Genomic DNA, 24,037 nt, shown 5'->3' on the forward strand with positions numbered 1-24,037 from the left:
ATTGAATAATACGTGTACTCAGGGCAACTAAGGCAGGCGAAGAATAATGTCGAGAAAATATAGAAACCACTAAAAAGTCTTTGACAACGCTTTCGACATATGTTAAATTGTAGGTAACAAAGGAATTAAATAGTTCGGATTTGTTACGGGTAAAGCTGGCAAGACCTAAAATACAGTGCATATTTAGTGTGCCTTGTATTTTGGGCCTTTTTTTGCGCTCAAAAATAGGTTCCTAGTGACTAGTGCTATACGTCCCCCCCCCCCACTTCTAAGAGCTAACACTCAAAGAAAGACAGTAGCACTTACCGATAGCAGAGACTTCATTAACATTACGATCACATCAACTTCTAAGAGCTAAAGCGCTAAGAGTTGAAGGTCGGACCCATTAGTAAAAGGAGGCCCTCTATGGTTAGTGCTTTAGCCGTTGTTCTAGCATTTTAATGCGTAGAAGCAAGGGACATCGAAGAGCACTTACCAATAGCGGAGTCTACATTAACATTACGATCACATCAACTTCTAAGAGCTAAATCGCTAAGAGTTGAAGGTCGGACCCATTAGTAAAAGGAGGATATCATGACAAATCGAGAGTTAGCTTTATTAATTTTGAAGGCAATTGGTGGTGAAGAAAATATTATTGATTACACTAATTGTGTCACACGTCTGCGATTTAATTTGAAGAACCTTGATGTGGTGGACAAGGAACAAATCGATCGAACGCCTAGTGTATTAGGGAGTCAATTTAAATCGGGACAGTATCAAGTTATTTTGGGAGGGAAGGTGAGTAATGTTGCTCAGGAATTTGGCAAGCTGGTAAGCTTGTCGGTGACCACTCAAAAATCGAATCAACCGAAAGAAGGGGTCATGAGTCGTTTAATTAATACCTTATCAGCCATTTTGACGCCAGCCCTACCTCCTGTTATTGCTGGGGGAATGCTAAAAGGTTTTATGTTTATGTTCGTCAATTTCGGTTGGATTGACGGTGCCAGTGATACAGCAATCTTTTTTAACATGTTATCTGACACCATGTTTTACTTTTTCCCTTTTCTTCTAGCCGTTAGTTCAGCAAAACGTTTTAAGACCAATGAATTCATGGCATTGACAATGGCTGGGGTATTGATGTATCCCATGGCATTGGCAGATGGACAGTCTTTTATTAAGCTTTTTGGGGTTTTGCCAATTGCTGTAGTGGATTACAGTTCTTCCGTTTTACCGATTATTTTATCGGTGTTATTATTAAAATATATCAGTGACTTTTTTAATCGTGTCATTCCAGAAATGGTAAGTATGGTGTTCTCACCGTTGTTTAGCTTAATAGTCGCTGCTCCGATAGCGATGTTAGTGTTAGCGCCACTGGGGTATTACATAGGAGAATATGTGGCCATTGGGGTCAAAGCCCTAATTACGTTTTCACCTTGGTTGGCAGGCTTAATTGTTGGGGCTTCGCGACCAATTCTAGTATTAGGTGGCATGCATCACGCCATGAATCCTATTTTTCAACAGGAACTTGCTAGTTTTGGTGCCTCTCAATTGAGTGCCATGGTATTGATGAGTACTTTTGCACAAGCCACTGCTGCACTGGTTGCTTATTTTAGAGCCAAAGATTCAGCGGATAAACAAATAGCTTTATCTGCTGTGATTCCAGGCTATATCGGCATCACTGAACCAGCTCTCTATGGCGTCCTATCTAAACAGAAAGAGGCCATGTTTGCCGCTTGTTTAGGGGGAGGAATTGGTGCTGCCGTCACAGCGATGTTGGGGGGACGAGGGTATGCTTTTGTGATGCCAGGGGTTTTGTCCATCCCGTCATTTATGGGAGCAGGATTTAGTGGTGTGGTCATTGGTCTTATCGTGACGATTGTGGCCACAGTTATACTCTATCTGGCTTTTCAGTTGTTCTTAAAAAAATCAACTGATACAGAGACGTCAGCGACGAGTCAAGAGATAACCGTAGAAAAAAAGGAAGCAGCGGTCACGATTGCATCACCAACTGAGGGGCGCATCAGAGAACTTGAAAGTTTGTCGGATGATACGTTTGGGAAAAGCGTTTTAGGTAAAACACTTGCCATCGAATCGTCTTCAGGAAAGATTGTGGCACCTTTTGATGGAACCGTTCAAGCATTGTTTCAGACAAAACATGCGATCGGATTAGCATCAAGTAAAGGGGAGGTTGAACTTTTAATACATGTGGGTCTTGATACCGTTCAACTTCAGGGGGCTCCTTTCGTCAGCCATGTAAGGCAAGGGCAAAAAGTTCAACAAGGTGAACTGCTATTAACATTTGATCAAAAAGCAATCCGTGAAGCCGATTATGACGATGTGGTGATTTTAGCAGTAACCAACAGCGATAAACATTTAAGTATTTTAGAGGTACCAACTAATCAAGACATTAGTTCAGGTCAAGCATTATTAAAAATAATTCACTAAGAGAAAAGAGGAAAAAGTAAAATGAAACTAATTATTACTAAGAACTATGAAGAAATGAGTACAGTAGCGGCCCAGCATGTGTTAGGATATATGTACAAGGAACAGCGAGTTAATCTCGCAATTACCGCAGGAAGCACGCCGATTAGAATGTATGAGCTACTCGTACTACAAGTCAAAGAGAGACGTTATTTTGACAATGTCCATTTCTATAACTTTGATGAAATTCCTTTTGTTGGCGAAACCGGGTACGGCGTCACTATGAAAAATCTGGATCGAATGTTCTTTTCTCCAGCAAAGATTGCGCAACAGAATATTCATGTGTTGACTGGTGATAATTATGCCACGCAGGACCAGCGAATCAAAGCCGATGGTGGTTTAGATATGATTTTACTGGGCTTAGGCGCCGATGGTCATTATTGTGGGAATTTGCCAGGAACCACTGCATTTGGTGATGAAACAGCGGTCGTTTATGAAGATGCCACACCAGAAATGAAGGAGATTCTTTTACAAGAAGTTGGCGGAATACCTGAGAAACGACCTAATTTCTATGTGACAATGGGGCCAAAAAGCGTGATGGCTGCTAGGCAGATAGTCTTATTCGCAACGGGCTCTCATAAGGCAGAGGCTATTAAACGTTTAGTTCAAGGAGGGGTGAGTGAGGCATTTCCAGCTTCTCTTTTAACTACCCATCCTCATTTAACGGTGATTATTGACGAAGAGGCGGCAGCTTTATTGTAAAAAAGTGTGGGTGTTGGTGCTACAGGGGGGATACAGATGTACGTGAAAAAGAGACTGAATAATAATGTGGTCCAAGTAACCGATCATCAAGGGAACAATCTGATTGTAATGGGGAACGGGATAGGCTATCTGGCCTATCCCGGAGATCGAGTGAAAGATTCAAAGATTGAACGAACTTATGTCTTAAAAGATGATGGGGAAAGTGACATCAAAAAAATTGCGATGATGATAGACAGTGTGCCACTTTCAGTTGTTTATACTTGCGAGACTATTTTGAGAGAAGCTGAAAGGCATCTGGAGCAGGCGTTTAGTCTAAGCTTACTGTTTTCCTTGGCCGATCACGTGGATTCTGCTATTCAGCGAGTGGCCCAAGGAATGGCGATTGTCAATCCATTGCATTGGGATATTAAGGAGCTCTATCCTGAAGAAACGGCTGTGGGGAGGCGGGCATTGGAAATTATTGAACAAGAGCAAAATGTCAAGCTTAACAAAGAAGAAGCAACAGCGATTGCGTTGCATTTTCTAGCCCAACAGCAATCCATGCAATCGATCGAGCAAGCGCAAAATTTTACAGAAATTATTTCCAAAATGATCGCTATTATTCAATATCATTTTCAGGTGGAAATCGATCAATCGTCGGTTAATTTTTCGCGTTTTATTACCCATGTTCAATATTTTTTAATTCGTCAGGTAAAAGGACAATCTTCTGGATTTGACGATGACCATTTAATGCGTTTGATTATTCAAAGCTATCAAGAAGAGTTCACTTGTTCTGAAAAAATCATGGTGTATTTAAAAGAAATCAAGCAAATGGAACCGACTATTGGGGAGCAAGTCTACTTAACCTTACATATCAGGCGATTGATAAGCTCTGACTAGGAAAGGCAATGTATCTGTGTAAAAGAAAGAAGAGTTATCAATTTGCCTTGATAACTCTTCTTTCAGTGTGCTGTTTAACTAAAGACAAGGCGGTTTACAGTAAAAATAGACTCATAAGTGTTAGAAAGATAAAAAGAATCGGTTAGCTGTTATAATTGAAGGCAGGACGGGAGAGGAGCAAGCAAGATGACAACAGAGATAATTGATCAAGGCCCTTTTTTTCACGGGACAAAAGCCCAGTTAAAGGTGGGCGAAGAGTTGACGCCTAAGTACCATTCAAATTTCGAAACGGGAAGAATTTCTAACTATGTGTACTTCACAGGCACATTGGAAGCAGCCAAATGGGGAGCAGAACTAGCCGTAGGAGATGGGGCAGAGCGTATCTATGTAGTGGAGCCTTTGGGTGAATTTGAGAATGATCCCAACTTGACAGATAAACGATTTCCCGGCAACCCGACGCGTTCTTTTCGGAGTCAGAAACCATTGAAAATTGTTGCCGAGCTTGCTACTTGGGAGAGGCATTCTGATGAGGTTATCAATCAAATGCTTGCTAATCTGGAGCAGTTGCGAAAAGCGGGAACTGCGGAAATATTGGATTAAATTCTCTACTTAAACTGATTTTTTTTAGTATAGACGATCATTAATTTAAAAAGACTACTTTGCTGATGATAAATCTAACGTAAAGTAGTTTTTTTGTTGTGTGGTAAATAGCAATTAGGGCAATGTAAAGATCTCGCCCTTTCTGTTTTCCTTTTTTTATTCAAAAAATGTAGAGCTAAGCTCTATTTTAGTTTATAATTATTGTAAATTAAAATGGCAACAGAGTAGAAAGTCTTTTTTGAAATATTACAATATATTCAAAACGCGGTAGTTGTTGCCTTCTCTCAGGAACAAAGAAATATTCAGAGGCTTGTTACGAACTATTATCGGAAACCATTAATCAGTTAAGTGGATGGAATCTTATCAAAATATGAGGAGGTAACAATAATTGAAGACAGTGGACAAGGCTAGACAGTTTATCTATAGAAATGCCAGACCCGTGGATTTAGCAATCTGGCGTTATCATTTTGAAAAAGGGGATCGGCAAGAGGTGCTGAAAGCACTGAGTTATTATCAAAATCCGGATGGTGGATTTGGCCATGGCTTGGAGCCAGACCTGTGGAACGTCAATTCCTCTCCATTAGCGACCTCTACCGCTATAGGTCTGCTGAAGGAGATTGACTTTTTTGATTCTTCAGATGACATGATTAGGGGCATATTGACTTATTTAGCCAAGACTCCCTTTCAAATGGAGAATGGCTGGTTCCTAAAAATTCCTACTAATAATGATGCCCCTCACGCCAATTGGTGGGGATATTCAAAGGAAACTGAAATGGGATTTTATGGCGAGGTAGGATATAATCCGACAGCTATACTGGTTGGGTTTATCATTAGAACAGAGGATCATTCATCACCGCTCTATCAGAAAGCGATCAGAATTGTGCAGCAAGTAATCAGAAAGCTTAAAGAGAATGGCAATATAGAGATGCACGAAATCAGCTGTTTTTGTAGCTTATTGGACTTTCTTGAAGGCACAGATAATTTAACAAATGAGATAGATCTGGAGTCGCTGAAGAGCTATGTGCAACGAGCTGTCCGCGATGGGATTGAAAAAGATGTCACCAAGTGGTCCAACTATGTAGCAAAACCATCGCAGTTTTTTAACACCAAAAAAAGTTTGTTTTATTCAGATAACCAGCAATTGGCCGAATACGAATGCGAACTTATCTTGAAGACACAAGAAGAAAGCGGTGCTTGGCCCATCACTTGGTCGTGGGGCCAGTATCCCAGCGAATTTGCCATAAGTATCCTTTGGTCACAGTCTCGTTTTATAATTGAGAACCTCCTGTATCTTCAAGGACTTGAACGAATTTAACAGTTCCAACTTTTAGGGCATTATTTCGTTAGTCAAAAAATGCCCTCAGCAAGGAGACTGAGGGCAAGCGGTTATTTGAGAAATGTCATCTAGACACTGATGATGGTAGCCATAACGCTATCCATCCGATCCATCATCTTACGGATCAGCGATTCTTCCATGGTGTTCTTGGAGTCATCTATTAGCTGTTTTGCCTGAGAACGAGTATGCTTACTTACATATTTTTTTAGTATCTTGCCCTTTTCCAACAAAGTGATCAAGGCAAGCTGTTCATCGGTACAGTCATGAGGAATCGTAATGATATCATTTAGATTGTTTGTTGCGTGAGTTAAGGCAGATTCGGTTACTTCATAAACATCCGATAGTCCTAAAAGTTGCTTTTTCGCCCGTTTTTGGACATAACCGTCAGACATTAGTGACGTTCCCACAAGTTGAAAGGCAGGCGTAAGGTTGTTTTTAAAACTTGTGACAAAATAATCGGTAATGGTAGCTAATTTAACAGGTTCCTTTTTTTTGATGAACTCGTAAACAATGGTCAGATACTCTTTGTTTGCTGGTAAGGATTGGGTAGTGACGATTCGATTTTTAGAATCAAAGGTGATCGTGCTATCGGCGGTTAACTCCAATAGTTGGCTGGCAATAAAGCAAATGCCTTTTTCTGAACTAGTGGAGAACGTCTCCTTTTTATCATGTCCGAGTGCAAGTATAAAGTATTGTTGAGTAATTGAAAGATTTGTCATAATGTATTCCTCCTGTGCTTTCTTGATAAATTAACTATATCAAGAAATGCTGAAGCAAAACATCGAATCAAATGACGATCCCTTACAGTTTTGAAATATTTGGTGTGATGTGATGCAAGAAAGAGTCATCAGTAACGGGGCTAGTTGTCAACGAAAGTCAAAAAAGCTAACACTTGATGATTGAATAAGCTACAATTAATGTTGTAAGAGATTAATGAATAGTGAATTTTTAGTACGAATAGGCCCCTTTTGGAGTAATTCAAAAAGGTAGAGAATAGGAAGTGATGATGATCATTATCGGGATTGACTTAGGCACATCTAATAGTTTAGTAGGAATCTGGCATGAAGGTGGTTATGAACTGATTCCCAATGAATTCGGCGAATTTTTAACACCTTCTGTCGTCAGTATTGACGATAATCAAGAAGTAATTGTTGGAAAAATTGCGAAAGAGCATTTGTTAACAAAACCGAATCAAACCGCGGCGGTGTTCAAGCGGTTTATGGGAACTGAAAAACAGTATCAATTATCCAACCGACAGAGTTATTCGCCAACAGAGTTATCTGCCATGGTCATTAAGCAATTGCATCAATCTGTAGCAGACTTCGTTCAAGAAAGGGTTGATAAAGTTGTGGTAAGTGTCCCTGCCTATTTTAATAATATGCAACGAGAAGACACTATCCAGGCCTGTCAGTTAGCAGGGCTGGAATGTATTGGTTTAATTAGTGAGCCAACAGCTGCCGCCTTAGCGTACGGAATTCATGAAGCGGAAGATGTCACACTTTTAGTTGTAGATTTAGGTGGGGGTACTTATGATGTGTCACTTTTAGAATTGTTTGACGGTGTTTTTCAAGTGAATGGTATAGCTGGAGACAATTATTTAGGCGGTGAAGATTTCACCTATTACTTAATTGACGATTTTTTAACAACAATAAATTTGACACGTGGGCAGCTAAGTGATCAGGATATGGCAGGAATTTACCGCCGTTTTGAGCAATTGAAGCAAACCATTGACTCAAAAGGACAGGTTTTAATAGAAATAGAAATTGAGCAAAAGAGATACGCCTATGAGCTGACAAAAGAAAAAGCTTTTGAGCTGTGGCAACCACTTCTAAGCAAAATGAGTGCGCCAATCTTACGTGTCTTGAGAGACTGTCAACTTGCGTCAACTGAAATTGATCAAGTGATTTTAATTGGCGGGGCAACTAAGCTGAGCTGCGTTAGACAGACCATCGGAAAAATAACGAAGCACTTGCCTTGTATGACGGTTGATCCTGATAAAGCCGTTGGTATTGGCGTAACGATTCAAACTGCTTTAAAAGAGAAACAGCTAGAAGTCTCAGAATTAGTCTTAACAGATGTTTGCGCTTTTACGATGGGAGTCGAGATTACCACAGATGTGGGGCGCATGGAAGTAGAAGGGGTATACTCACCGATCATTGAACGGAATTCGACGATTCCAATCAGCCGAGTTCAACGGTATCAGACGCGACATGATAACCAGACAGAAGTTAAGTTTGGTATTTACCAAGGGGAGCACATGATGGTAAAAGACAATCTCAAAATTGGTGAGCTAGAAGTGGATGTTCCGCCTCGTCCTGCAGGACAAGTATTGGAATGTCGTTTTACTTACGATATTAATGGGGTTTTGGAAGTGGAAATTCTGACGCTGGAAACCAACGAAATGACTAGAGGGATCATCACGAATGAACGAACAACCATGACAAAAAAAGAGATTGCTGCCAGTTTTGCTAAACTGAGTCATTTAAAAATTAAACCACAGGAGAGACCTGAATACCGCTTAATTCTGGCGAAACTTGAGCGACTCTACGTGGAATTGTCTGGTGAAAATCGTCAGCTAATCGTTGAGATGACCACACAATTTAAGTATGTCCTTAGCCAACAACATCAAGAGTCAATTGATGAATTAGCCAAACAGATTACAGAGATGATCAAGCAATTGGAGTGGCAACTGTAATGACAAAAAATTGGGAGATATTGGGGATAGCCCCTACTTTAGATAAAAAAATAATCAAACGGGCCTATGCCAAAAAGCTTAAACAATTGGATTTGGAAAAAGATTTACAAGCCTTTCAGGCCCTTAAAGCGGCCCTTGAAGCTTGTCTAGAGGTGCCAGTTGAATCAGAAAAGCCCGTTAGCAATCTTAATCCACAAAACGTCAGTCACTTAAGTGAGGTTTTTCTTTTTTCATCACCGAAGAGTTCTCAGAAAGAGAACAACTATCATTATCTTGAGCAACGATTACAAAGACTAACCTTGGAGGAGTGCACCCTTCTTTTTTGGCAACAGCTGTTAACCTCCCAAGAGTGGTCAGATACTGATTTACGTGCGAATCGTTTACGGATACAACAGTTTGTCAAAGAACGAGCGTATTGGCTGACAAAGGATATCATCAATTACATTGATCAGAACATTAGCTTATTTGAGTTTGACATGAAATCCTCAGAGGCTGTGGAAACATTGATAGAACTGGAACATTACAAAGAAGTGCTACTCACCTTGCCAAAATTCAATGCCATTTTTCCTACAATTCTTACGTCGAAAACCGTTGATTACTATACTTTTTTACGGTACCGATTGTGGATAATTCTAATCATGGGAAATGAAGACGAACGTTCAGCGAATGACTATTATCAGATCTTACGAAGTATCTATCAAGGTGATTTGGATGTTGAAGTGATATATTCGGCGGTTTATCTCCGTCAGAATCTCAGTCGCCTATTTGATAAAAAATCAGCGCCATTATTTGATAGTTACCGCTTTACCAAATTTGCCCAGAAAGCGACTGATCACCCGCCTTCTTTGTTATTTTATTATTTTAATGAAACCTTGCGTTTAGGTATTTTCCCTGAGGGCGCATTGGCCTTTATTGAGGTCGGGGATTTTGGTTTTTTACCACCTGACCTAAGTGCCTTTTTGGTTGGGATGATGTTTTACCAAATCAAAGATTACCAACAGGCTTTTGATTTCTGGCAAGCGATCGAAGATAGCACACTCATTCATGTCTATTATCGAAAAAGCTTAGATGTACGACGTAAATTAAACCGTCAGGCAAAAGGAAAATTGACCGAACTCAGCGGTATAAGCCGATTTAGACAGGTATGGAACGATGTTAAATATTGGCTTTATCCAGTGTTTATCATGGCTGGATTGGCGCTTATGGGAGGGTTTGTCGGAGAACAACCGACAACTACTGATAGCTCAGTTCCTGCTGAAGTTCTTGAGTTGTTTGGTGGACATGCCGCAGAGACTGATGAGACTGAAAGCCGTGTTGGAGATATTTTGTCTGAGCAGCACACAGAAGGCAGTGTTCACGGTTATGATTTTGCTGAAACTAGCAATGAAAGTTGGGTAAAACTGTTTCCAAAAGTGGGAGACCCGTTGCACAAGTTAGTAACAGAGGTACTGCAAACTGATGACATTAATTGTCATTATGATTTTATTAATCAATACATCAGTGAATCTAAGAGAGCTGATCTGCGACATTATATTTATTATGAAAAGGGCGATTATCCTGATTTGACTAGTGAAGGCCTACTCTTTTTTGAGAAAGAACATGAGATTTATGTTTATTCTGATCAAATCATTGCCGTGGCAACCTTAGATTATCAGGACAGTAGTCAATTTCAACAGTTGCACTTTTATGATCGAAACAAACAGGCATCGAGCTGGCTTGAAACCGAAATTAGCGAGCTTTTAAAGGAGTAGAAGGTCGGAGCTTTTTTGGAAAGGGAAGACAATTTAACATATGTTGCTCCTCCTTTGTTAAATAGTGACGGTGTAGATGTCCATTTAATTAAAGAGTCGAAGAGATATTTCCTATTTTTTGTATAAATGAACAGAAAAATGTGATAAAATTTAAGTTATAAAAAAGGCCTGTTAAAAGGAGGTAGCTATGTCAACTATTAAAAGTGATTTAGGTGATGCCAGCCTAAAAGCAACTGCGCTAAAAAATGCGACAGATAGTATCAGTCAATTGCCTTCAGTCGAAACTGATACGCAAACAACTGTTATGGGGAATGTTTCAGCACAACAAGCTATTCAATCAGCACAAAATACTGCTCAACAAATTGCAGATGCAGTATCATTGGCATCAGCTAATATTCGTAGCGTTGCCGAGCAATTCGAAGCGATGGATAACCAAGTGGAGCAAAATATAAAGAAAAATAGTGGAGGATTTTTCTAGTGGAACAATGGGATGAGTTACATCAAAAAGAGCAAAAGTTGTTGGAAAAAGAAGACAGGTTAAATCGAGAAATTAAACAAGTCAGGCAAATTAAAGATTTATACGAAGCCCACTTTAATGAATCGGGTGATTTTATGTCGGAATTGCACCATACATTTTATAAAAATGATGGGAATTATATTTATGAATCTATTCGCGATGATTATCTCCATGAATCTCGTAAGATTATCAATGGATTAGATGAAGATGAAGAAGCACTGATCTGTGCTAAAAAGCAAGTGCAACAGGAGATCACAACCGTTTTTGAAGAGAAGAAAAAAGTTGCCTTAGAGGAGGCTAGTTATGAGCGTTGATATGTACTTGTCTGCCTCACAAAATCAGTCAAGTAGCGTTAGCCAAATGACTAAACAGCAGGTTCAAAGTTACGAACAACTACAAAAAGCGATAACTGATTTTTCGCTAAACAGCCCTTTTTTAACAGGTGCTGCCTATGAGTCAGCTAAAACGTATTTTGATCAAGTGTTGTACCCATTGGTTCAGGGGGGGGTTTTGTTATCAGAGGCAGTGGAGCAGGCAGTAAAAAAATTACCAGAAGCGTATCTGGCCGATGTCGATAATGGGGATCTCAAGCAATCTGAATTAGAAGAAAAACTCCAGCAGGTCGATCGACTGATATCCCAGGCGGAAGAAATTGGTGGTTTACTACACTCATCTAGTACACCAGAGATGACAAAGGAAGGTCAGTTATCAGCTAATACTAGAATGATTGGGCTTTATCGAACTGTCAAGCAAGAACTGGAAGAAAAACTCTATAAATTGATGGCCTTTAATCAATCCTCAGCGACTATTTTCACTGAAATCGCGGCCTTGGAAGAGGCCGTTATTCAAGGGTTAGCACAGACAAAAACGGCGTTTAGTTCAAATACTGGGGTTTTTAATGTGCCTTGTAAAGCAGATTTGGCTTGGCAAACTGTAATTGTTACCAAATTACAAGAACGGGGACAAGAAAAAGATGAGCATCTTATAAAGACAGTGATCAATGATAAAGCGAGCTTTGAAGAGGAATTAGCAGATTAACTTGCAGGTGATTTTGTAAATGAAGGCATTAAAAGTTTTACTGAATTAATCAACAAAAACTTCAATAGGCCATCATCAGGCAAGCTGCTGACAATAAAATGGTTTTAGCGGTCTTAACAATAAATAAAAAAGCACTAGTTTGAGTCAAATCAGCTAGTGTTTTTTTGTCCTACTTCCTAACTCAAACCTTTGGTTACAATCCCCAACAAATCAGTCCGCCACAGAGGACATAACCTTATTTAATTTGGTGCTTCTTGCGATAAGCAGAGGGCGTTAGCTTCATAATGGCCGTAAAGACATTGGTAAAATAAGAGGCGTTGTTAAAGCCGGAGGCAATTGCCACATCAAGAATAGACCAGCTGGTGGTTACCAGTAAATAGGTGGCTTTGCTCACTCGGAAAGTCGTCAAGTATTCAGAGAAGTTCATCTGAAAATAGTTTTTAAAAAAGCGGCTAAAATGTTCACGACTAGTGCCGATTAATTCCGCCATATCCGCTAATGTAATCTTATTGGAATAATTGGCTTCTAAATAATTGACAATTTTTTTAATCCGCATGTTGATTGTCGGCGTTAAGTGATTGTCCTTTTGAATGGCAGGGACATCCTGTTGTAAAACATGAAAGAAAAAAGCAAAAAGATCACTGCTGACCATCAGTTCATAACCAAAGGGTTGTTCATAGTACAAGCTGATAATGTGGTTAACCAAAGCCAGTACAAGCGGGTTAGCAGGGTGCTGCTGATCAAAACAGTAAATACGTTGAGAGTGACCTAAGGCTCGCAAATATTTATTGTGAATGACCGTAGAATGGGGTGACAGCAGTAGCGAGAGTTGAAAAACCAAGGAGTAAAACTTACAATTTTGTGTGCCACTTTTCGTAAATTCATGGATTTGTTCAGGGGGAATTAACATGATTTCCCCAGCATTAAGAGTCCTTTTCTCGCCAGCAATTTCGATCCTCATTGCCCCACTTTGGACATAGACGATTTCTATTTCTTCGTGCCAATGGCGATGAACCAAGATTTTTCGAGTGTCTGTATTATGAATGCTATACAAAGAAAAATGAAAATCAGCGTCACCGTGATACGCATTTTCTCTGAAAAAAATGTGTTGATTGCCAGTCAATGAAAATTCCTCCCATATCAATATATTGATAGTTTTTAGTCAAGATATCATAAGCAACTTACAGTCAAGTCAATATAATTATAACTGAAAGTGCTTTCGAATACAAAGTGAAGAAAGGAAACATAAATGAATAAGTTAAAAGAGTGGTTCCAAACAATATTTTTAACAAAAATTGCCGAGTTTAGTAATAAAAAGTATTTAGTGGCGTTACGTGACGGAATGGTGATTACCGTACCGTTCACTATCTTAGGTAGTATCTTTTTAATCATTAACAATTTACCTTTTGAAGGCTGGGGTGAGGTAGTCAAACCGATTAGTGGCTTGCTAAATGCCCCCGTAACTGTGACATTTGGTTTGTTGTCGCTGATTGTTGTCTGTGGCTTAAGTTATCAAATGGCTAAACTGAACAAAATTGATGAGATTACCGGCACTGTCATTGGCCTAGTTTCCTTTATTTTGGTGATGTTGACCAATAGTTTAGAAATCGATACGTCTGTCTACGGTTCTGCCGGCATGTTTACCGCTATAATTGTGGCCTTATTATCAGGCGAAATAATGAGTTTCTGTATAAAACGCAACTGGGTGATCAAACTCCCTGATAGTGTCCCGCCAGCCGTGATGAAATCTTTTGCCGCTCTTATTCCCGGCTCAATCACAATTTTATTCTTTTGGCTGATCAGAGTTGTTCTTAAAATTGACATCAACGCACTGGTGACTAAACTCTTTGCGCCTTTAGTGGTCGGGATTAATACTTTCTGGGGTGTGTTATTAGTCTGTTTCCTGATGTGCGCTTTGTGGACGATTGGAATTCACGGCAATAACGTGATTGGCAGTATTTCATCACCGATCTTCTTAACCTATTTGGCCGCCAACATTGAAGCCGTTTCTAATGGTCAGCCGGCGCCGTATATTGCCGCTGATGGCTTCCTCCTTTTTGGGATGAATTTAGGCGGAACAGGGGCGATTATTGGGATTGCTCTATGCATGTTAACAGCCAAAAGCGAACGCTATCGAACTTTGGGAAAAATGAGTATTTTGCCTTCGGTCTTTGGCATTAGTGAGCCGATCATGTTCGGTATGCCGATTGTGCTAAATCCAATTTTTATGTTTCCATTTATCGGCATTCCTATTTTGTTACAAGGGATTACCTATTTATTGATGCAATACGATCTTATCGGCCGCGTCGTGGCTTCGGCACCGTGGACCACGCCACCGATTATTTCCGGTTTTCTGATTACCGGTGGGGATTGGCGGGCAGCTCTTTGGCAAGGGATTGAAGTAATCATTGCGGTGGCGATTTATTACCCATTCTTTAAAATGGCTGATAAACAGGCGCTTAAAGAAGAAACTAACTAACAGTGAGGTGAAAAGATGTTTCATAAAAAATTAGCGCCCTTTCCAAAAGATTTTCTATGGGGAGCGGCTTCTGCCGCTTACCAAGTTGAAGGGGCTTGGAATCAAGATGGGAAAGGTCCGTCTGTTTGGGACGTCTTTTCAAAGATAGAAGGAAAGACTTTCGAAGGAACCAACGGTGATGTGGCTGTGGATCACTACAATCGTTATCAAGAAGATGTGCGTCTGATGGCGGAAATGGGACTAAAAGCCTATCGCTTTTCGATCGCTTGGAGTCGCATTTTGCCTCAAGGGGAAGGAAAGGTCAATGAACAAGGGGTGCAGTTTTACGAAAAGTTGGTAGATGAGCTACTGGCCCATGGTATTGAACCCGTCGTCACCTTGTATCATTGGGACTTGCCCTTGTATTTACAAGAAACATATGGCGGCTGGGAATCAAGGCGGGTGATCGCCGCTTTTAAAGACTACTGTCGGATCTTGTACCAGCGACTTGGTAAAAAAGTGAGGTATTGGGTGACCATGAATGAACAAAATGTTTTCACCGCAATGGGCTATCGCTGGGAACTGCATCCGCCGAATGTTTCCGATTTAAAACGGATGTTTCAAGCCAATCATCACATTAATCTCGCCCAAGCAGAGGCGATTTTACTCTTTAAGGAGCTGGTCCCTACCGGTTTGATTGGCCCAAGTTTTGGCTACGGCCCAGTTTACCCAGCTTCAGCCAATCCAGCCGATGTGCTGGCTGCTGAAAATGGGGAGGCTTTTAACAATGGCTGGTGGTTAGACGTCTATTGTAAAGGCCAGTACCCTAAAGTGATTTGGCAGTATTTGGCCGAACAGGGCTTAACTCCAGTTGTCGAAAAAGGGGATCTCGAGTTGTTAGCAGCGGCGAAACCTGACTTTTTAGGGGTTAATTATTACCATGGTGGAACCGTTGCTCAAAATGAATATGAACAACAGGCAGCATCCCCACAAAGGGAAAAAACATTTTCGGGCATCGATCCGTATCATATTCAACCAGCCGATGAACAACAGGCCAGTCCCGAAAAAGCCTTGTTTACTAATGTGGAAAATCCCTATTTAACAAAAACTGCTTGGAATTGGGAAATTGATCCAGTAGGTTTCCGGATTGCCATGCGTCGCTTGCAAGATAAGTACAACTTACCCTTATTTATTACTGAAAATGGATTAGGTGCTATCGATGTGCTAACGGAAGATGGGACGATTGAAGATGACGAGCGCATTGCTTATTTACAAACCCATATTTTGGAAATTCAAAAAGCCATCAGTGATGGGGTGGAGATTATCGGGTATTGTACTTGGTCATTTACCGATTTGTTGAGTTGGCTAAATGGCTATAAAAAACGGTATGGCTTGGTTTACGTTAACCGCAATGAAGCCAGTGAGTTGGATCTGCGACGGATTCCTAAAAAAAGCTATTATTGGTATCAGCGAGTAATTGCAGCTAATGGTGAACTGCCACTAGATGACAATTAAACAGGAAAGGAAGACCCCTTAATGAAATTTACTAACGGATATTGGTTAAATCGGTCAGACTATCAGCTTCAGCACCCTCAAAGCTATCATTCTCACCGTCAAACCGCAACTAAACTGACAGTCTACGCTCCTTATGAGAAGATCAGCCAACGTGGGAATACCTTAAATACCGGGATGACCACGATGGAATTGAGTTCGCCTTTAGCAGACGTGATCAAGGTTCGCTTAACTCATCATGACATTGACCAACCTGGGCCTCATTTTGAGCTGACAGATTCTTCGCCAGCCATTGAGATCAGCGAAACAGAGGAGACTGTTATCTTTCAGTCAGGAGAGATTCAAGGGCAGATAAGCAAGTCAGGGAAGTTCAACTTGGCATTTTATGGCAACGATCGCTTGCTGACTGAGTCCAAATATGGTGCCCAAGCAGAAATTCAAGAAAGAGATCCCCGTTATTTTCAACCGGGGATCAATGAACTTTATCAAACCCAAGGCCCCCATTACATGCGTGAACAGCTATCATTGGGAGTGGATGAACTGTTATATGGATTAGGCGAACGCTTTACTCCCTTGATTAAGAACGGTCAATCGGTTGACAGTTGGAACGAAGATCCAGGCACGGGAAGTGAACAAGCCTATAAGAACATTCCGTTTTATTTGTCCAACAAAGGATATGGTATTTTAGTCAACCATCCAGAAAAAGTTTCTTTTGAACTGGCCTCAGAAAATGTCTCACGAGCACAGTTCAGTGTTGAAGGCGAAGTTCTTGAATACTTGGTGATCTATGGCCCAAGCACCAAAGAGATCTTGATGAAATATACCGCATTAACGGGAAAACCAGCTTTACCACCTGCTTGGTCCTTTGGTCTATGGTTGTCGACCTCGTTTACAACTGATTACAGTGAAGCGACTGTCATGAGTTTCATTGATGAGATGCAGAGACGTGAATTGCCCTTTGAGGTCTTTCACTTTGATACCTTTTGGATGAAAGAATTTGAGTGGTGCAATTTTGAATGGGATGATCAGCAGTTTCCCGATCCCCAAGGAATGTTGCAACGAATTCATGATAAAGGCGTTAAAATCTGTCTTTGGATCAATCCATATATCGGACAAAAATCCCCTCTTTTCAACGAGTGTCGCCAAAAGGGCTATTTCTTAAAAAGAGCAGATGGTCAAGTTTGGCAATGGGATCTCTGGCAGGGAGGCATGGGCATCATTGACTTTACCAATCCAGCTGCCAAAGAATGGTATCAAGATCATTTACGACGATTATTGGCCATGGGAGTCGACAGTTTTAAAACCGACTTCGGTGAGCGAATCCCTGATAATGCTGTGTATTTTGATCAATCTGATCCGAAAAAAGCTCATAATTATTATAGTTATCTCTACAATGAAGCGGTTTTTGAGGTTCTTGAAGCCAACAAAGGCAAGAACGAAGCGATTGTTTTCGCTCGGTCCGCCTCAGTAGGCTCACAAAAATTCCCCGTTCACTGGGGGGGAGATAATCTTTCTGTTTACAGTTCCATGGCGGAGTCGCTACGTGGTGGACTATCGTTTCTACTATCAGGCTTTGGTTTCTGGAGTCATGATATTGGCGGGTTTGAAGAAAATGCTACAGCAGATATTTACAAACGGTGGACACAATTCGGCTTATTATCAACCCACAGTCGTTATCACGGCAATATAGAGTATCGGGTTCCATGGAATTACGGGGAAGAAGCGGTGGCCGTTACTCGTCAGTTTTCACAGCTAAAAAATAAGTTAATGCCTTATTTATATCGTGAAGCAGTCGCCACGTCTAAGACGGGTGTTCCAATGATGCGCCCAATTTTTATGGAGTTTGAAGAAGACCCAACGACCTTTTATCTCGATAAACAGTACTTTTTAGGTAGTGCACTATTAGTGGCACCGATCTTTAACGAAACAGGTTCAGTGACCTATTATTTACCAAAAGGCAAGTGGACTCATCTATTGACGTCAGAGATCAAGGAGTTGGCTCAAGGCCAGTGGCTGACTGAAACCTATGATTATTTTAGTTTGCCCGTATTTGTCAAAGAAAATTCCTTGATTGTCACTGGGAAAAACGAACAACAGGCGGTATATGACTACTTAGACGAGGTGACCATTTCTTGCTATCAGCTAACTGAAGGAGAACATCATTCTGATTTAGTTAATCAAAAGGGAGAGTTATGCGGCAAGGTAAAAGTTGTCAGAGTTGGTGAAACCTATAGACTTTTAGCCGAAGGAATCACTGGCCAAGCTACCGTCGTCGTTTATCATCATGATAAGATCGAGCGTAATCGGCTAGCCGCTGACACGGAATTAAGCTTAAGCATTCAATAAGTCGCCGCTGAACTAGTCATTCCAGTGAGTTAAGTTAAAGTCAATTTAAACGAGAAGTAAAAAAACGAGAAAAGGGTCTCTTTTCTCGTTTTTTTGACTACCGGAAAATAGAGCCACTTCCACTTTTTTAGTGACTTCTTCGCTCACCTAATCAAACGAAATGGCAGTGACTTGGTAGCCAGCTTTATTTAATAGGTTGACAAGCCCTTCTTCCTCAATTAAATGAGCGGCGCCAACGGCAATAAAGCTGTGATTTCATCCTCTAAATACTGAGGTAAAACTTTCACCCAGCTTTTATTGCGAGAAACATTGATGATGTCATTAGGGGATAACAGTCGTTAGTAATCCGTCGATATAGTGCCTAAACTGCTAGTATATAGTTCCCATTAAATAATCATCCAATGGAACTATCTGTTTGATTATATATAGACTTAGCATCGTCCTCTTTTGTCATTAAGGCATCTACAAATTTCCACAGAAAAATTTTTTCTCAATTCTAAGACAATAAATTAACTAACGGGTCTCATTTTTAAGGGAATATGTATTAAAAAGAGGAGATTTTGATTGCGTGATCAACAATAATCTGAGTGAAACATGTAAAAATGAAATAAAGATAAGCTTAAATGTTATGATAGGTATATCAATCAATGCAATAACAATACTATATTTATGATAAGGAGTTTTCAGTATGTTTAGTTATGAAAGAGGAAATGAGACAGAGGCAGAATTTATTGAAGCGGAATTAGATCTGTTTAACAAGCGAGTGAAAAAGACGACACAAAAAGAAGACCATAAAAAATTTACAGTTATTGTAAAAAAAGATAACGAAATAGTCGGTGGTGGGATAGCCTATTCTTCTTTATATTATATTGGCTATCTCGAGACTTTGTGGGTTAATCCATTTTTTAGAAAACAATCTATAGGTAGTCAAATATTGTTATTACTTGAAAAAAGTTTACTGGAGTATGGTTGTGATATGTGCCATCTCGAAACATTTGATTTTCAGGCCCCTTCATTTTATAAAAAAAATGGGTATGAAGTTTTCGGCGAATTGCATTATCAAAAACAGAATTTGACTGAGTTTTTCTTAAAGAAAAATTTGTCTTAAGTAGTCTCGTTGTGAGTAATGGAGCAGGTGCTATCAGGTAATTTAATACAGTATATTAGCTATTTCCCAACCGGTGCTTCGCATCGGCTTTTTGAGTTGTTCATTAAAAAACCTCTTAAACGTTCGTTACCGTTTAGTCAAGTAAAAATGATAATAGGTAAGGTCAAAAAACTGCCATAACATTCGGCTCGTAATTGTTGCGGCAGCTAAGTCGCGTTAGATGATATTCATTAACAAAATGCTAACGACATATTGCTGGTCGACTACCCATTGTTCGTAAATGCCGTTGTGCTCTTCGATGACTCGTTTAATGTTTTTAAGGCCAATACCTTGAGAGAGTCGCGTTTGACGAGTGGTCAGTTCACTGATATCAAAGTCATTGCTAATGTCAATCAGCAAGTTATCGTTAAATAGTTTAATGGTGAGGGCAATGGTTTTCCCCTGAGGAGAAGGGAGACGTTTGACAGCATTTAGTGAGTTGTCGATTAAGTTTCCCAGAACAACTGCCAGAATATCATTGTTAAGTTTTAACTGTTGCGGCAGTAATGCTTTAACAGTCAAGTGAATACCTGCTTGTTCTGCTAGCCCTTTTTTTTCATTCAGTAAAAAATTTAAGACAGGATTGTTGGTGAAAAAGCTATCACTTCTTTCAACGTCTGTTAGTGACAATTGAAGATAGTTCGTGGCTTCCTGATACCTTTGTTGTTGGAGCATTCCTAACAGGAGGATGTATTGATTTTTTAAATCATGTTTTAGGGAAGCCATTTTTTCCTGAGAATGGATCATCTTTTTGGTATAGGCTAATTCTGATTCAAATAATCTCTGCTGGTTGGCGGCTTCGGCAATCTCGTTGATGTTCTTTTTAAGGGTGAGGTAGAGATAGACAATACAGAGATTGACATAAACAAGACAAATTAAAACGATGGTGACTAGTGCCTCAGGATTAGCCGTCAAGTTAATGTCAGAGACAAGAGCAATGCCAAAAAGAATTACTGATAGTAAAGGAATCGAAATTAGCGCCATTAAAAGGACCGGATTAGTGGAAACGGACTTAGTTTGAGAGGAGGGCTCTCTCTTAAAGTAGCTAAACACCTTAAGCTTGATAAGAAGACTTATCCCGCCAGTTAAACCACTTATCAAGACAAGTACCCTTGGATTGGGAATGGCCATACTGTTGATCAGTCCGATAGGAACCATGTCTGCCAAAGCAAAAAGCAGCATTGGAAGGAGGAAAGTGGTTTCTTTTATTGCTTTTTTTGGCAGAATTGATACGCCTAAAGTGCAGAAAAACAGGGTAACGAGAAAAAAGGATGGCCTAATAAAAGGTGAAAAGGATACAACCAAAAAGAATAACACTGACAAAAGTTTAATTGGTCTGGTGATTTTTCGCTGGGAGCCTATAGTTAAATACAGGAATAAAACAACGTCTGTAAAAAAGTTAACCATCGCCAAGCCAATCATCGTCATCAAATAATTTCCCTCAATTTCATCAAGATTTGTTTTTTCGCACTAGCTTTAAATTTACGACTAACCGGCAAAGATAAACTGTTAGCCTGTGGTAACAGAGTTATGGAATGACTGCTTAATTCTTTGATAAAACGGCTGTTCACAATAAAAGAGGTGTGAATTTGGATAAAGTGATCGTTCACCTTTGCAAGTAGTTGATCTGTTGTAAGTAGGGCTTCGTAGTCATGGTCAATCGTATGGATGAGGACACGTCGCTTATTTTTTTCAAAATAGACGATTTCCTTCAAAGGAAGATGGTAAAAAATTTTGTTAAAGCTAAAGTCAAATCGTTGGGAGTCCAAATCAAGATAATGACAGATTCTATCTAACACAGGAAATAATTTTTGGGCATTAATAGGCTTCAAAAGGTAATCGAAGGTATTCACTTTAAATACCTTTTCCATATATTTTTTATAACTCGTTAAAAAAACAATCGGGCAGCTAACGTCACGTTCACGGATTTTTTCGGCAATAGCAATACCCGAAGAGTCTGGGAATTCAATATCCAAGAAAAAGAGATCGTATGTTGTGGTGGGTAAAGCCTTGATCAAGCTAAAAGGGGTGTGGTAAACATCAACCTCAAACAAATCACTACGGTAATCGAATAAAAGTGATTCAAGAAGGCCGGTAAGTGGCAGTTGATCATCACAAATAGCAACTTTTAATGTCATTGATCTTATCCCTTCTTTCTGTGGCGTTGTCTCGAAATAGTTGTTTAGTTTATTATACCGAATGAGTCGGTTAACACAACCCTTTGTAAAATTAGTTCAATTATGACATATAAATGACCATTTGTTACCTTGGGAGAATCGGTCGTCTATCCATGATACATTAAAGGCATCATGGATAGACAAAGGAGCGAGACGGTAAGGATGGCACAGACTGACAAAACAATTGAGATTTCAAAACTTAACAAAAAACACAAGACAAAACAGATTTTAACTGATATTAGTTTTACCGCCAAAGCAGGGCGGATTACAGCCTTTTTAGGGCCAAATGGCGCGGGGAAAAGCTCCACTCTACGAATTTTATTAGGGCTAGATCAGGATTTATCAGGGAGCGCCACTTTTGGCGGCAAAAAGTATCGCGAGTTTTTTTCACCATTAAAGATGGTTGGTGCCGCCTTTGATGGTGTTGGTGGGGCTCCAAGAAGAAGGGTTAAAACTCATTTAAAAATGATCGCCCAAAGTAATCAGATCAGTCAAAGACGAGTCTCAGAAGTGTTGATACTCGTCGACCTGGTTCATAAAAGTCAGGCTCGATTAGGGGAGCTGTCTTTAGGCGAGGGCCAACGTTTGGGATTAGCTGTTGCCTTATTGGGAGACCCACAATATTTGGTGTTAGATGAACCGACAAATGGATTAGATCCCCTTGGAATTCGCTGGTTTCGCGAATTTATTCACCAACAAGCCCAAGCCGGCAAAACGATTTTATTGTCCTCTCATATACTAGGGGAAATTGAAGCGATGGCAGATGATGTGGTGATGATTAACCGTGGCCAACTAGTTGTTTCAGGAGAGCTTCAAGACGTTATGAAAAATTTATCGTCATTGGAAGAAGTTTTCTTTGCTCTTACGGAAGGGGGGAATGCCGATGATTAGCATGATCAAATTTGAATCGAAAAAAATCTATTTAAGTAAAAGCTGGTGGGTTCTTTGTAGTTTAGTTTTGCTATTTCAGCCACTCCTTGCCTTAATGTCGGCCCAACAGATCGCTAATCTGGGACTAACAGCCACTCCTGAAACACACCCAGAACTTATTCAGGCAATTCCACCAGTTGATTATTTAGGTTTCGATGCAGTCTTATTTGGCCTATTGCCAATGATTGTCTTTGGAGGAATCTATGGGGCAAGTGAGTTTAGCCACCATCAACTGAGAACAACCTTGCTCTGTCAAAATAACCGAGAAAAGGTCTTCTTTAGCAAATTGCTAGCGTTGCTTATTGCCACGTTATGGTTAGGGGCACTCGCCATTTACGGCACGATTGAAATCACACATCTCGGTTTGCAAGAGCAAGGGCTTAATGCCCTGACCTTAAGTAGCATTGCTTGGAAATTTATCGGTTATGCTTTGATTCAATGGCTCTTTTTAACTACATTGTCTTTTTTAATCGGCCATCTTTTTAAAAATGCCATCGTACCACTGGCTTTTTTAATTCCACAAGTCTACAATCTAGGCAATTATTTGGATGAGAAATGGCCGTGGGGAAAGTATCTGCCAGTAGCGGCTAGTAATCAGCTAGTGGCGACACCAACCGATTCCTTTTCTCACCAGCCGATCGAAGGTCTGGTAGTTCTCTCACTTTGGGTAAGCGTAACAGTAGTTTTAGCTAGTTATGTTTTTAGTAAGAGTGATCTAGGAGGAAACTATTGATGTTAATTAGCGTGATCAAAAGCGAAGCCATCAAATTTTTCTCATTTAGCTGGTGTCTTATCGGTGGAGGCGCAACATTGCTGATTCCCCTGATAATCCTTATCATGTCTCCCGATCGTCTCCTGACAAAAGAGTTATTACTTAACCAGAGTTTAAACATGCTCTACATGGGGCAACTAGGGGTGATTGTTTTCAGTGCCGCTTTTTGGGGGCAGGAGTATTTAGGTTCTTCTTTAAGAACGAGCTTATTAGGAACACCTGATAGAAACCAATGGGTTATTGCAAAGTCGCTTTTCTTGCTGTTGGCAGTTGGGATGATGACCATTCTAACAGCCGTTTCATGCTTAGTGATCGGGACGATCAAGTTTAAGCTAACGGTTGACATCAGTTTTCTCATCAGTTATGGCAGACACCTCATCGGCCCAGGAGTCAGTTGGTTGCAGTTGGCGGGAATCAGCGCGGGAATGGCCATTTTGACACAATCAATCATCGTCCCGATTGCTGTGTTGGGCTCGATGAGTTTAGGATTGAGTCAAATGCTCCTAGGGGTCAGTCCTTTAGCTATTTACCTACCCAACTTAGCTAGCTTTAACGCCTTTGTCTTACCAACAAGTCCCTCTTTTTTGGAACCGAGAACAGGATTAGTGGTTCAGTTTTTATGGTTGGCTTGTTTTGGAGGCTTAGGGGCGTATCTACTGCAGCGTCAAGAAGTTTCCTAATAATCATCGAGTTACTAAAGCTCTGATATTGATCACC

General features: G+C 40.3%; 23 protein-coding genes. 18 read left to right on the top strand and 5 right to left on the bottom strand.

The window, feature by feature from the left end:
* The first annotated feature begins 573 nt into the window (after window positions 1-573).
* The 5 genes from I6N95_RS14690 to I6N95_RS14710 all read left to right on the top strand — a co-directional run bounded on the left by I6N95_RS14690 (window position 574) and on the right by I6N95_RS14710 (window position 5,956).
* Window positions 574-2,424 carry a glucose PTS transporter subunit IIA gene (locus I6N95_RS14690; RefSeq protein ID WP_209529275.1) on the top strand — a complete coding sequence of 617 codons (1,851 nt, stop codon included), beginning with the start codon at window positions 574-576 and terminating at the stop codon, window positions 2,422-2,424.
* 21 nt (window positions 2,425-2,445) lie between these two features.
* Window positions 2,446-3,162 (top strand): glucosamine-6-phosphate deaminase, encoded by a 717-nt coding sequence (locus I6N95_RS14695; protein ID WP_209529277.1) that lies wholly within the window; start codon window positions 2,446-2,448, stop codon window positions 3,160-3,162.
* Window positions 3,163-3,198: 36 nt separating this feature from the next.
* Window positions 3,199-4,041: a PRD domain-containing protein gene (locus I6N95_RS14700; RefSeq protein ID WP_209529279.1), complete on the top strand. Its 843-nt coding sequence runs from the start codon at window positions 3,199-3,201 to the stop codon at window positions 4,039-4,041.
* A gap of 186 nt (window positions 4,042-4,227) precedes the next feature.
* Window positions 4,228-4,641: an NAD(+)--rifampin ADP-ribosyltransferase gene (arr, locus tag I6N95_RS14705; protein WP_209529281.1), complete on the top strand. Its 414-nt coding sequence runs from the start codon at window positions 4,228-4,230 to the stop codon at window positions 4,639-4,641.
* Window positions 4,642-5,029: 388 nt separating this feature from the next.
* Window positions 5,030-5,956, top strand: coding sequence for a prenyltransferase/squalene oxidase repeat-containing protein (locus tag I6N95_RS14710; protein ID WP_209529282.1), 927 nt, complete (start codon window positions 5,030-5,032; stop codon window positions 5,954-5,956).
* 89 nt (window positions 5,957-6,045) lie between these two features.
* Here I6N95_RS14710 and I6N95_RS14715 read toward each other — a convergent pair whose 3' ends face one another.
* Entirely contained in the window at window positions 6,046-6,696 is a 651-nt protein-coding gene (locus I6N95_RS14715; protein WP_209529284.1) for a GPP34 family phosphoprotein, read from the bottom strand.
* A 287-nt stretch (window positions 6,697-6,983) separates the two neighbouring features.
* On the opposite strand from I6N95_RS14715, the gene I6N95_RS14720 reads away from it, so the two are divergent.
* From I6N95_RS14720 to I6N95_RS14740, 5 genes are all read left to right on the top strand, one after another.
* Window positions 6,984-8,672, top strand: a complete 1,689-nt coding sequence (locus I6N95_RS14720) for an Hsp70 family protein (RefSeq protein WP_209529286.1) — start codon at window positions 6,984-6,986, stop codon at window positions 8,670-8,672.
* Window positions 8,672-10,423: a J domain-containing protein gene (locus tag I6N95_RS14725; protein ID WP_209529288.1), complete on the top strand. Its 1,752-nt coding sequence runs from the start codon at window positions 8,672-8,674 to the stop codon at window positions 10,421-10,423. Before I6N95_RS14720 ends, I6N95_RS14725 begins: the two co-directional genes overlap by 1 nt.
* A 187-nt stretch (window positions 10,424-10,610) precedes the next feature.
* Window positions 10,611-10,901, top strand: a complete 291-nt coding sequence (locus I6N95_RS14730; RefSeq protein ID WP_209529290.1) for a TIGR04197 family type VII secretion effector — start codon at window positions 10,611-10,613, stop codon at window positions 10,899-10,901.
* Entirely contained in the window at window positions 10,901-11,254 is a 354-nt protein-coding gene (locus I6N95_RS14735) for a DUF3958 family protein (RefSeq protein ID WP_209529292.1), read from the top strand. Before I6N95_RS14730 ends, I6N95_RS14735 begins: the two co-directional genes overlap by 1 nt.
* A complete protein-coding gene (locus I6N95_RS14740; protein WP_209529294.1) occupies window positions 11,244-11,978 on the top strand; it encodes a T7SS effector LXG polymorphic toxin in 735 nt (244 codons plus the stop codon). The genes I6N95_RS14735 and I6N95_RS14740 overlap by 11 nt, the downstream gene beginning before the upstream one ends.
* A 235-nt stretch (window positions 11,979-12,213) precedes the next feature.
* Here the strand turns inward: I6N95_RS14740 and I6N95_RS14745 are convergent, their stop codons facing one another.
* Window positions 12,214-13,101 carry an AraC family transcriptional regulator gene (locus I6N95_RS14745; protein WP_209529296.1) on the bottom strand — a complete coding sequence of 296 codons (888 nt, stop codon included), beginning with the start codon at window positions 13,099-13,101 and terminating at the stop codon, window positions 12,214-12,216.
* A 126-nt stretch (window positions 13,102-13,227) separates the two neighbouring features.
* On the opposite strand from I6N95_RS14745, the gene I6N95_RS14750 reads away from it, so the two are divergent.
* From I6N95_RS14750 to yicI, 3 genes are read left to right on the top strand one after another with little or no spacing between them, the layout of a single operon-like run.
* Window positions 13,228-14,457, top strand: coding sequence for a PTS sugar transporter subunit IIC (locus I6N95_RS14750; RefSeq protein WP_209529298.1), 1,230 nt, complete (start codon window positions 13,228-13,230; stop codon window positions 14,455-14,457).
* A gap of 15 nt (window positions 14,458-14,472) precedes the next feature.
* A complete protein-coding gene (locus tag I6N95_RS14755) occupies window positions 14,473-15,951 on the top strand; it encodes a glycoside hydrolase family 1 protein (RefSeq protein ID WP_209529299.1) in 1,479 nt (492 codons plus the stop codon).
* 21 nt (window positions 15,952-15,972) lie between these two features.
* Window positions 15,973-18,294: an alpha-xylosidase gene (yicI, locus tag I6N95_RS14760; RefSeq protein ID WP_209529302.1), complete on the top strand. Its 2,322-nt coding sequence runs from the start codon at window positions 15,973-15,975 to the stop codon at window positions 18,292-18,294.
* A gap of 147 nt (window positions 18,295-18,441) precedes the next feature.
* On the opposite strand, the gene I6N95_RS27840 is transcribed toward yicI, so the two are convergent.
* Complete coding sequence (locus I6N95_RS27840; RefSeq protein ID WP_209529413.1) at window positions 18,442-18,537, bottom strand: TraB/GumN family protein; 96 nt, start codon at window positions 18,535-18,537, stop codon at window positions 18,442-18,444.
* Between the two features lie 445 nt (window positions 18,538-18,982).
* On the opposite strand from I6N95_RS27840, the gene I6N95_RS14770 reads away from it, so the two are divergent.
* Entirely contained in the window at window positions 18,983-19,402 is a 420-nt protein-coding gene (locus I6N95_RS14770) for a GNAT family N-acetyltransferase (RefSeq protein WP_209529304.1), read from the top strand.
* Window positions 19,403-19,618: 216 nt separating this feature from the next.
* Here the strand turns inward: I6N95_RS14770 and I6N95_RS14775 are convergent, their stop codons facing one another.
* Window positions 19,619-20,425 carry a sensor histidine kinase gene (locus tag I6N95_RS14775; RefSeq protein WP_209529306.1) on the bottom strand — a complete coding sequence of 269 codons (807 nt, stop codon included), beginning with the start codon at window positions 20,423-20,425 and terminating at the stop codon, window positions 19,619-19,621.
* A gap of 139 nt (window positions 20,426-20,564) precedes the next feature.
* Between I6N95_RS14775 and I6N95_RS14780 the strand changes: the two genes are divergently transcribed.
* The gene (locus I6N95_RS14780) at window positions 20,565-20,876 is read left to right on the top strand and encodes a hypothetical protein (protein ID WP_209529308.1); all 312 of its coding nucleotides are present in this window, start codon (window positions 20,565-20,567) and stop codon (window positions 20,874-20,876) included.
* Here I6N95_RS14780 and I6N95_RS14785 read toward each other — a convergent pair.
* Entirely contained in the window at window positions 20,869-21,579 is a 711-nt protein-coding gene (locus tag I6N95_RS14785; protein ID WP_209529310.1) for a LytR/AlgR family response regulator transcription factor, read from the bottom strand. The two genes, I6N95_RS14780 and I6N95_RS14785, sit on opposite strands and share 8 nt — an antisense overlap.
* A gap of 201 nt (window positions 21,580-21,780) precedes the next feature.
* Here I6N95_RS14785 and I6N95_RS14790 point away from each other — a divergent pair, with 201 nt between their 5' ends.
* The 3 genes from I6N95_RS14790 to I6N95_RS14800 are packed head-to-tail and all read left to right on the top strand — an operon-like array spanning window position 21,781 to window position 24,000.
* Window positions 21,781-22,509, top strand: a complete 729-nt coding sequence (locus I6N95_RS14790) for an ABC transporter ATP-binding protein (protein WP_209529311.1) — start codon at window positions 21,781-21,783, stop codon at window positions 22,507-22,509.
* Window positions 22,502-23,281: a DUF2705 family protein gene (locus I6N95_RS14795; RefSeq protein ID WP_245249537.1), complete on the top strand. Its 780-nt coding sequence runs from the start codon at window positions 22,502-22,504 to the stop codon at window positions 23,279-23,281. The genes I6N95_RS14790 and I6N95_RS14795 overlap by 8 nt, the downstream gene beginning before the upstream one ends.
* Window positions 23,281-24,000: a hypothetical protein gene (locus I6N95_RS14800; protein ID WP_209529316.1), complete on the top strand. Its 720-nt coding sequence runs from the start codon at window positions 23,281-23,283 to the stop codon at window positions 23,998-24,000. Before I6N95_RS14795 ends, I6N95_RS14800 begins: the two co-directional genes overlap by 1 nt.
* Window positions 24,001-24,037 lie beyond the last annotated feature (37 nt).

It is taken from the genome of Vagococcus allomyrinae (assembly GCF_017829975.1).
Classification (GTDB): domain Bacteria; phylum Bacillota; class Bacilli; order Lactobacillales; family Vagococcaceae; genus Vagococcus_D; species Vagococcus_D allomyrinae.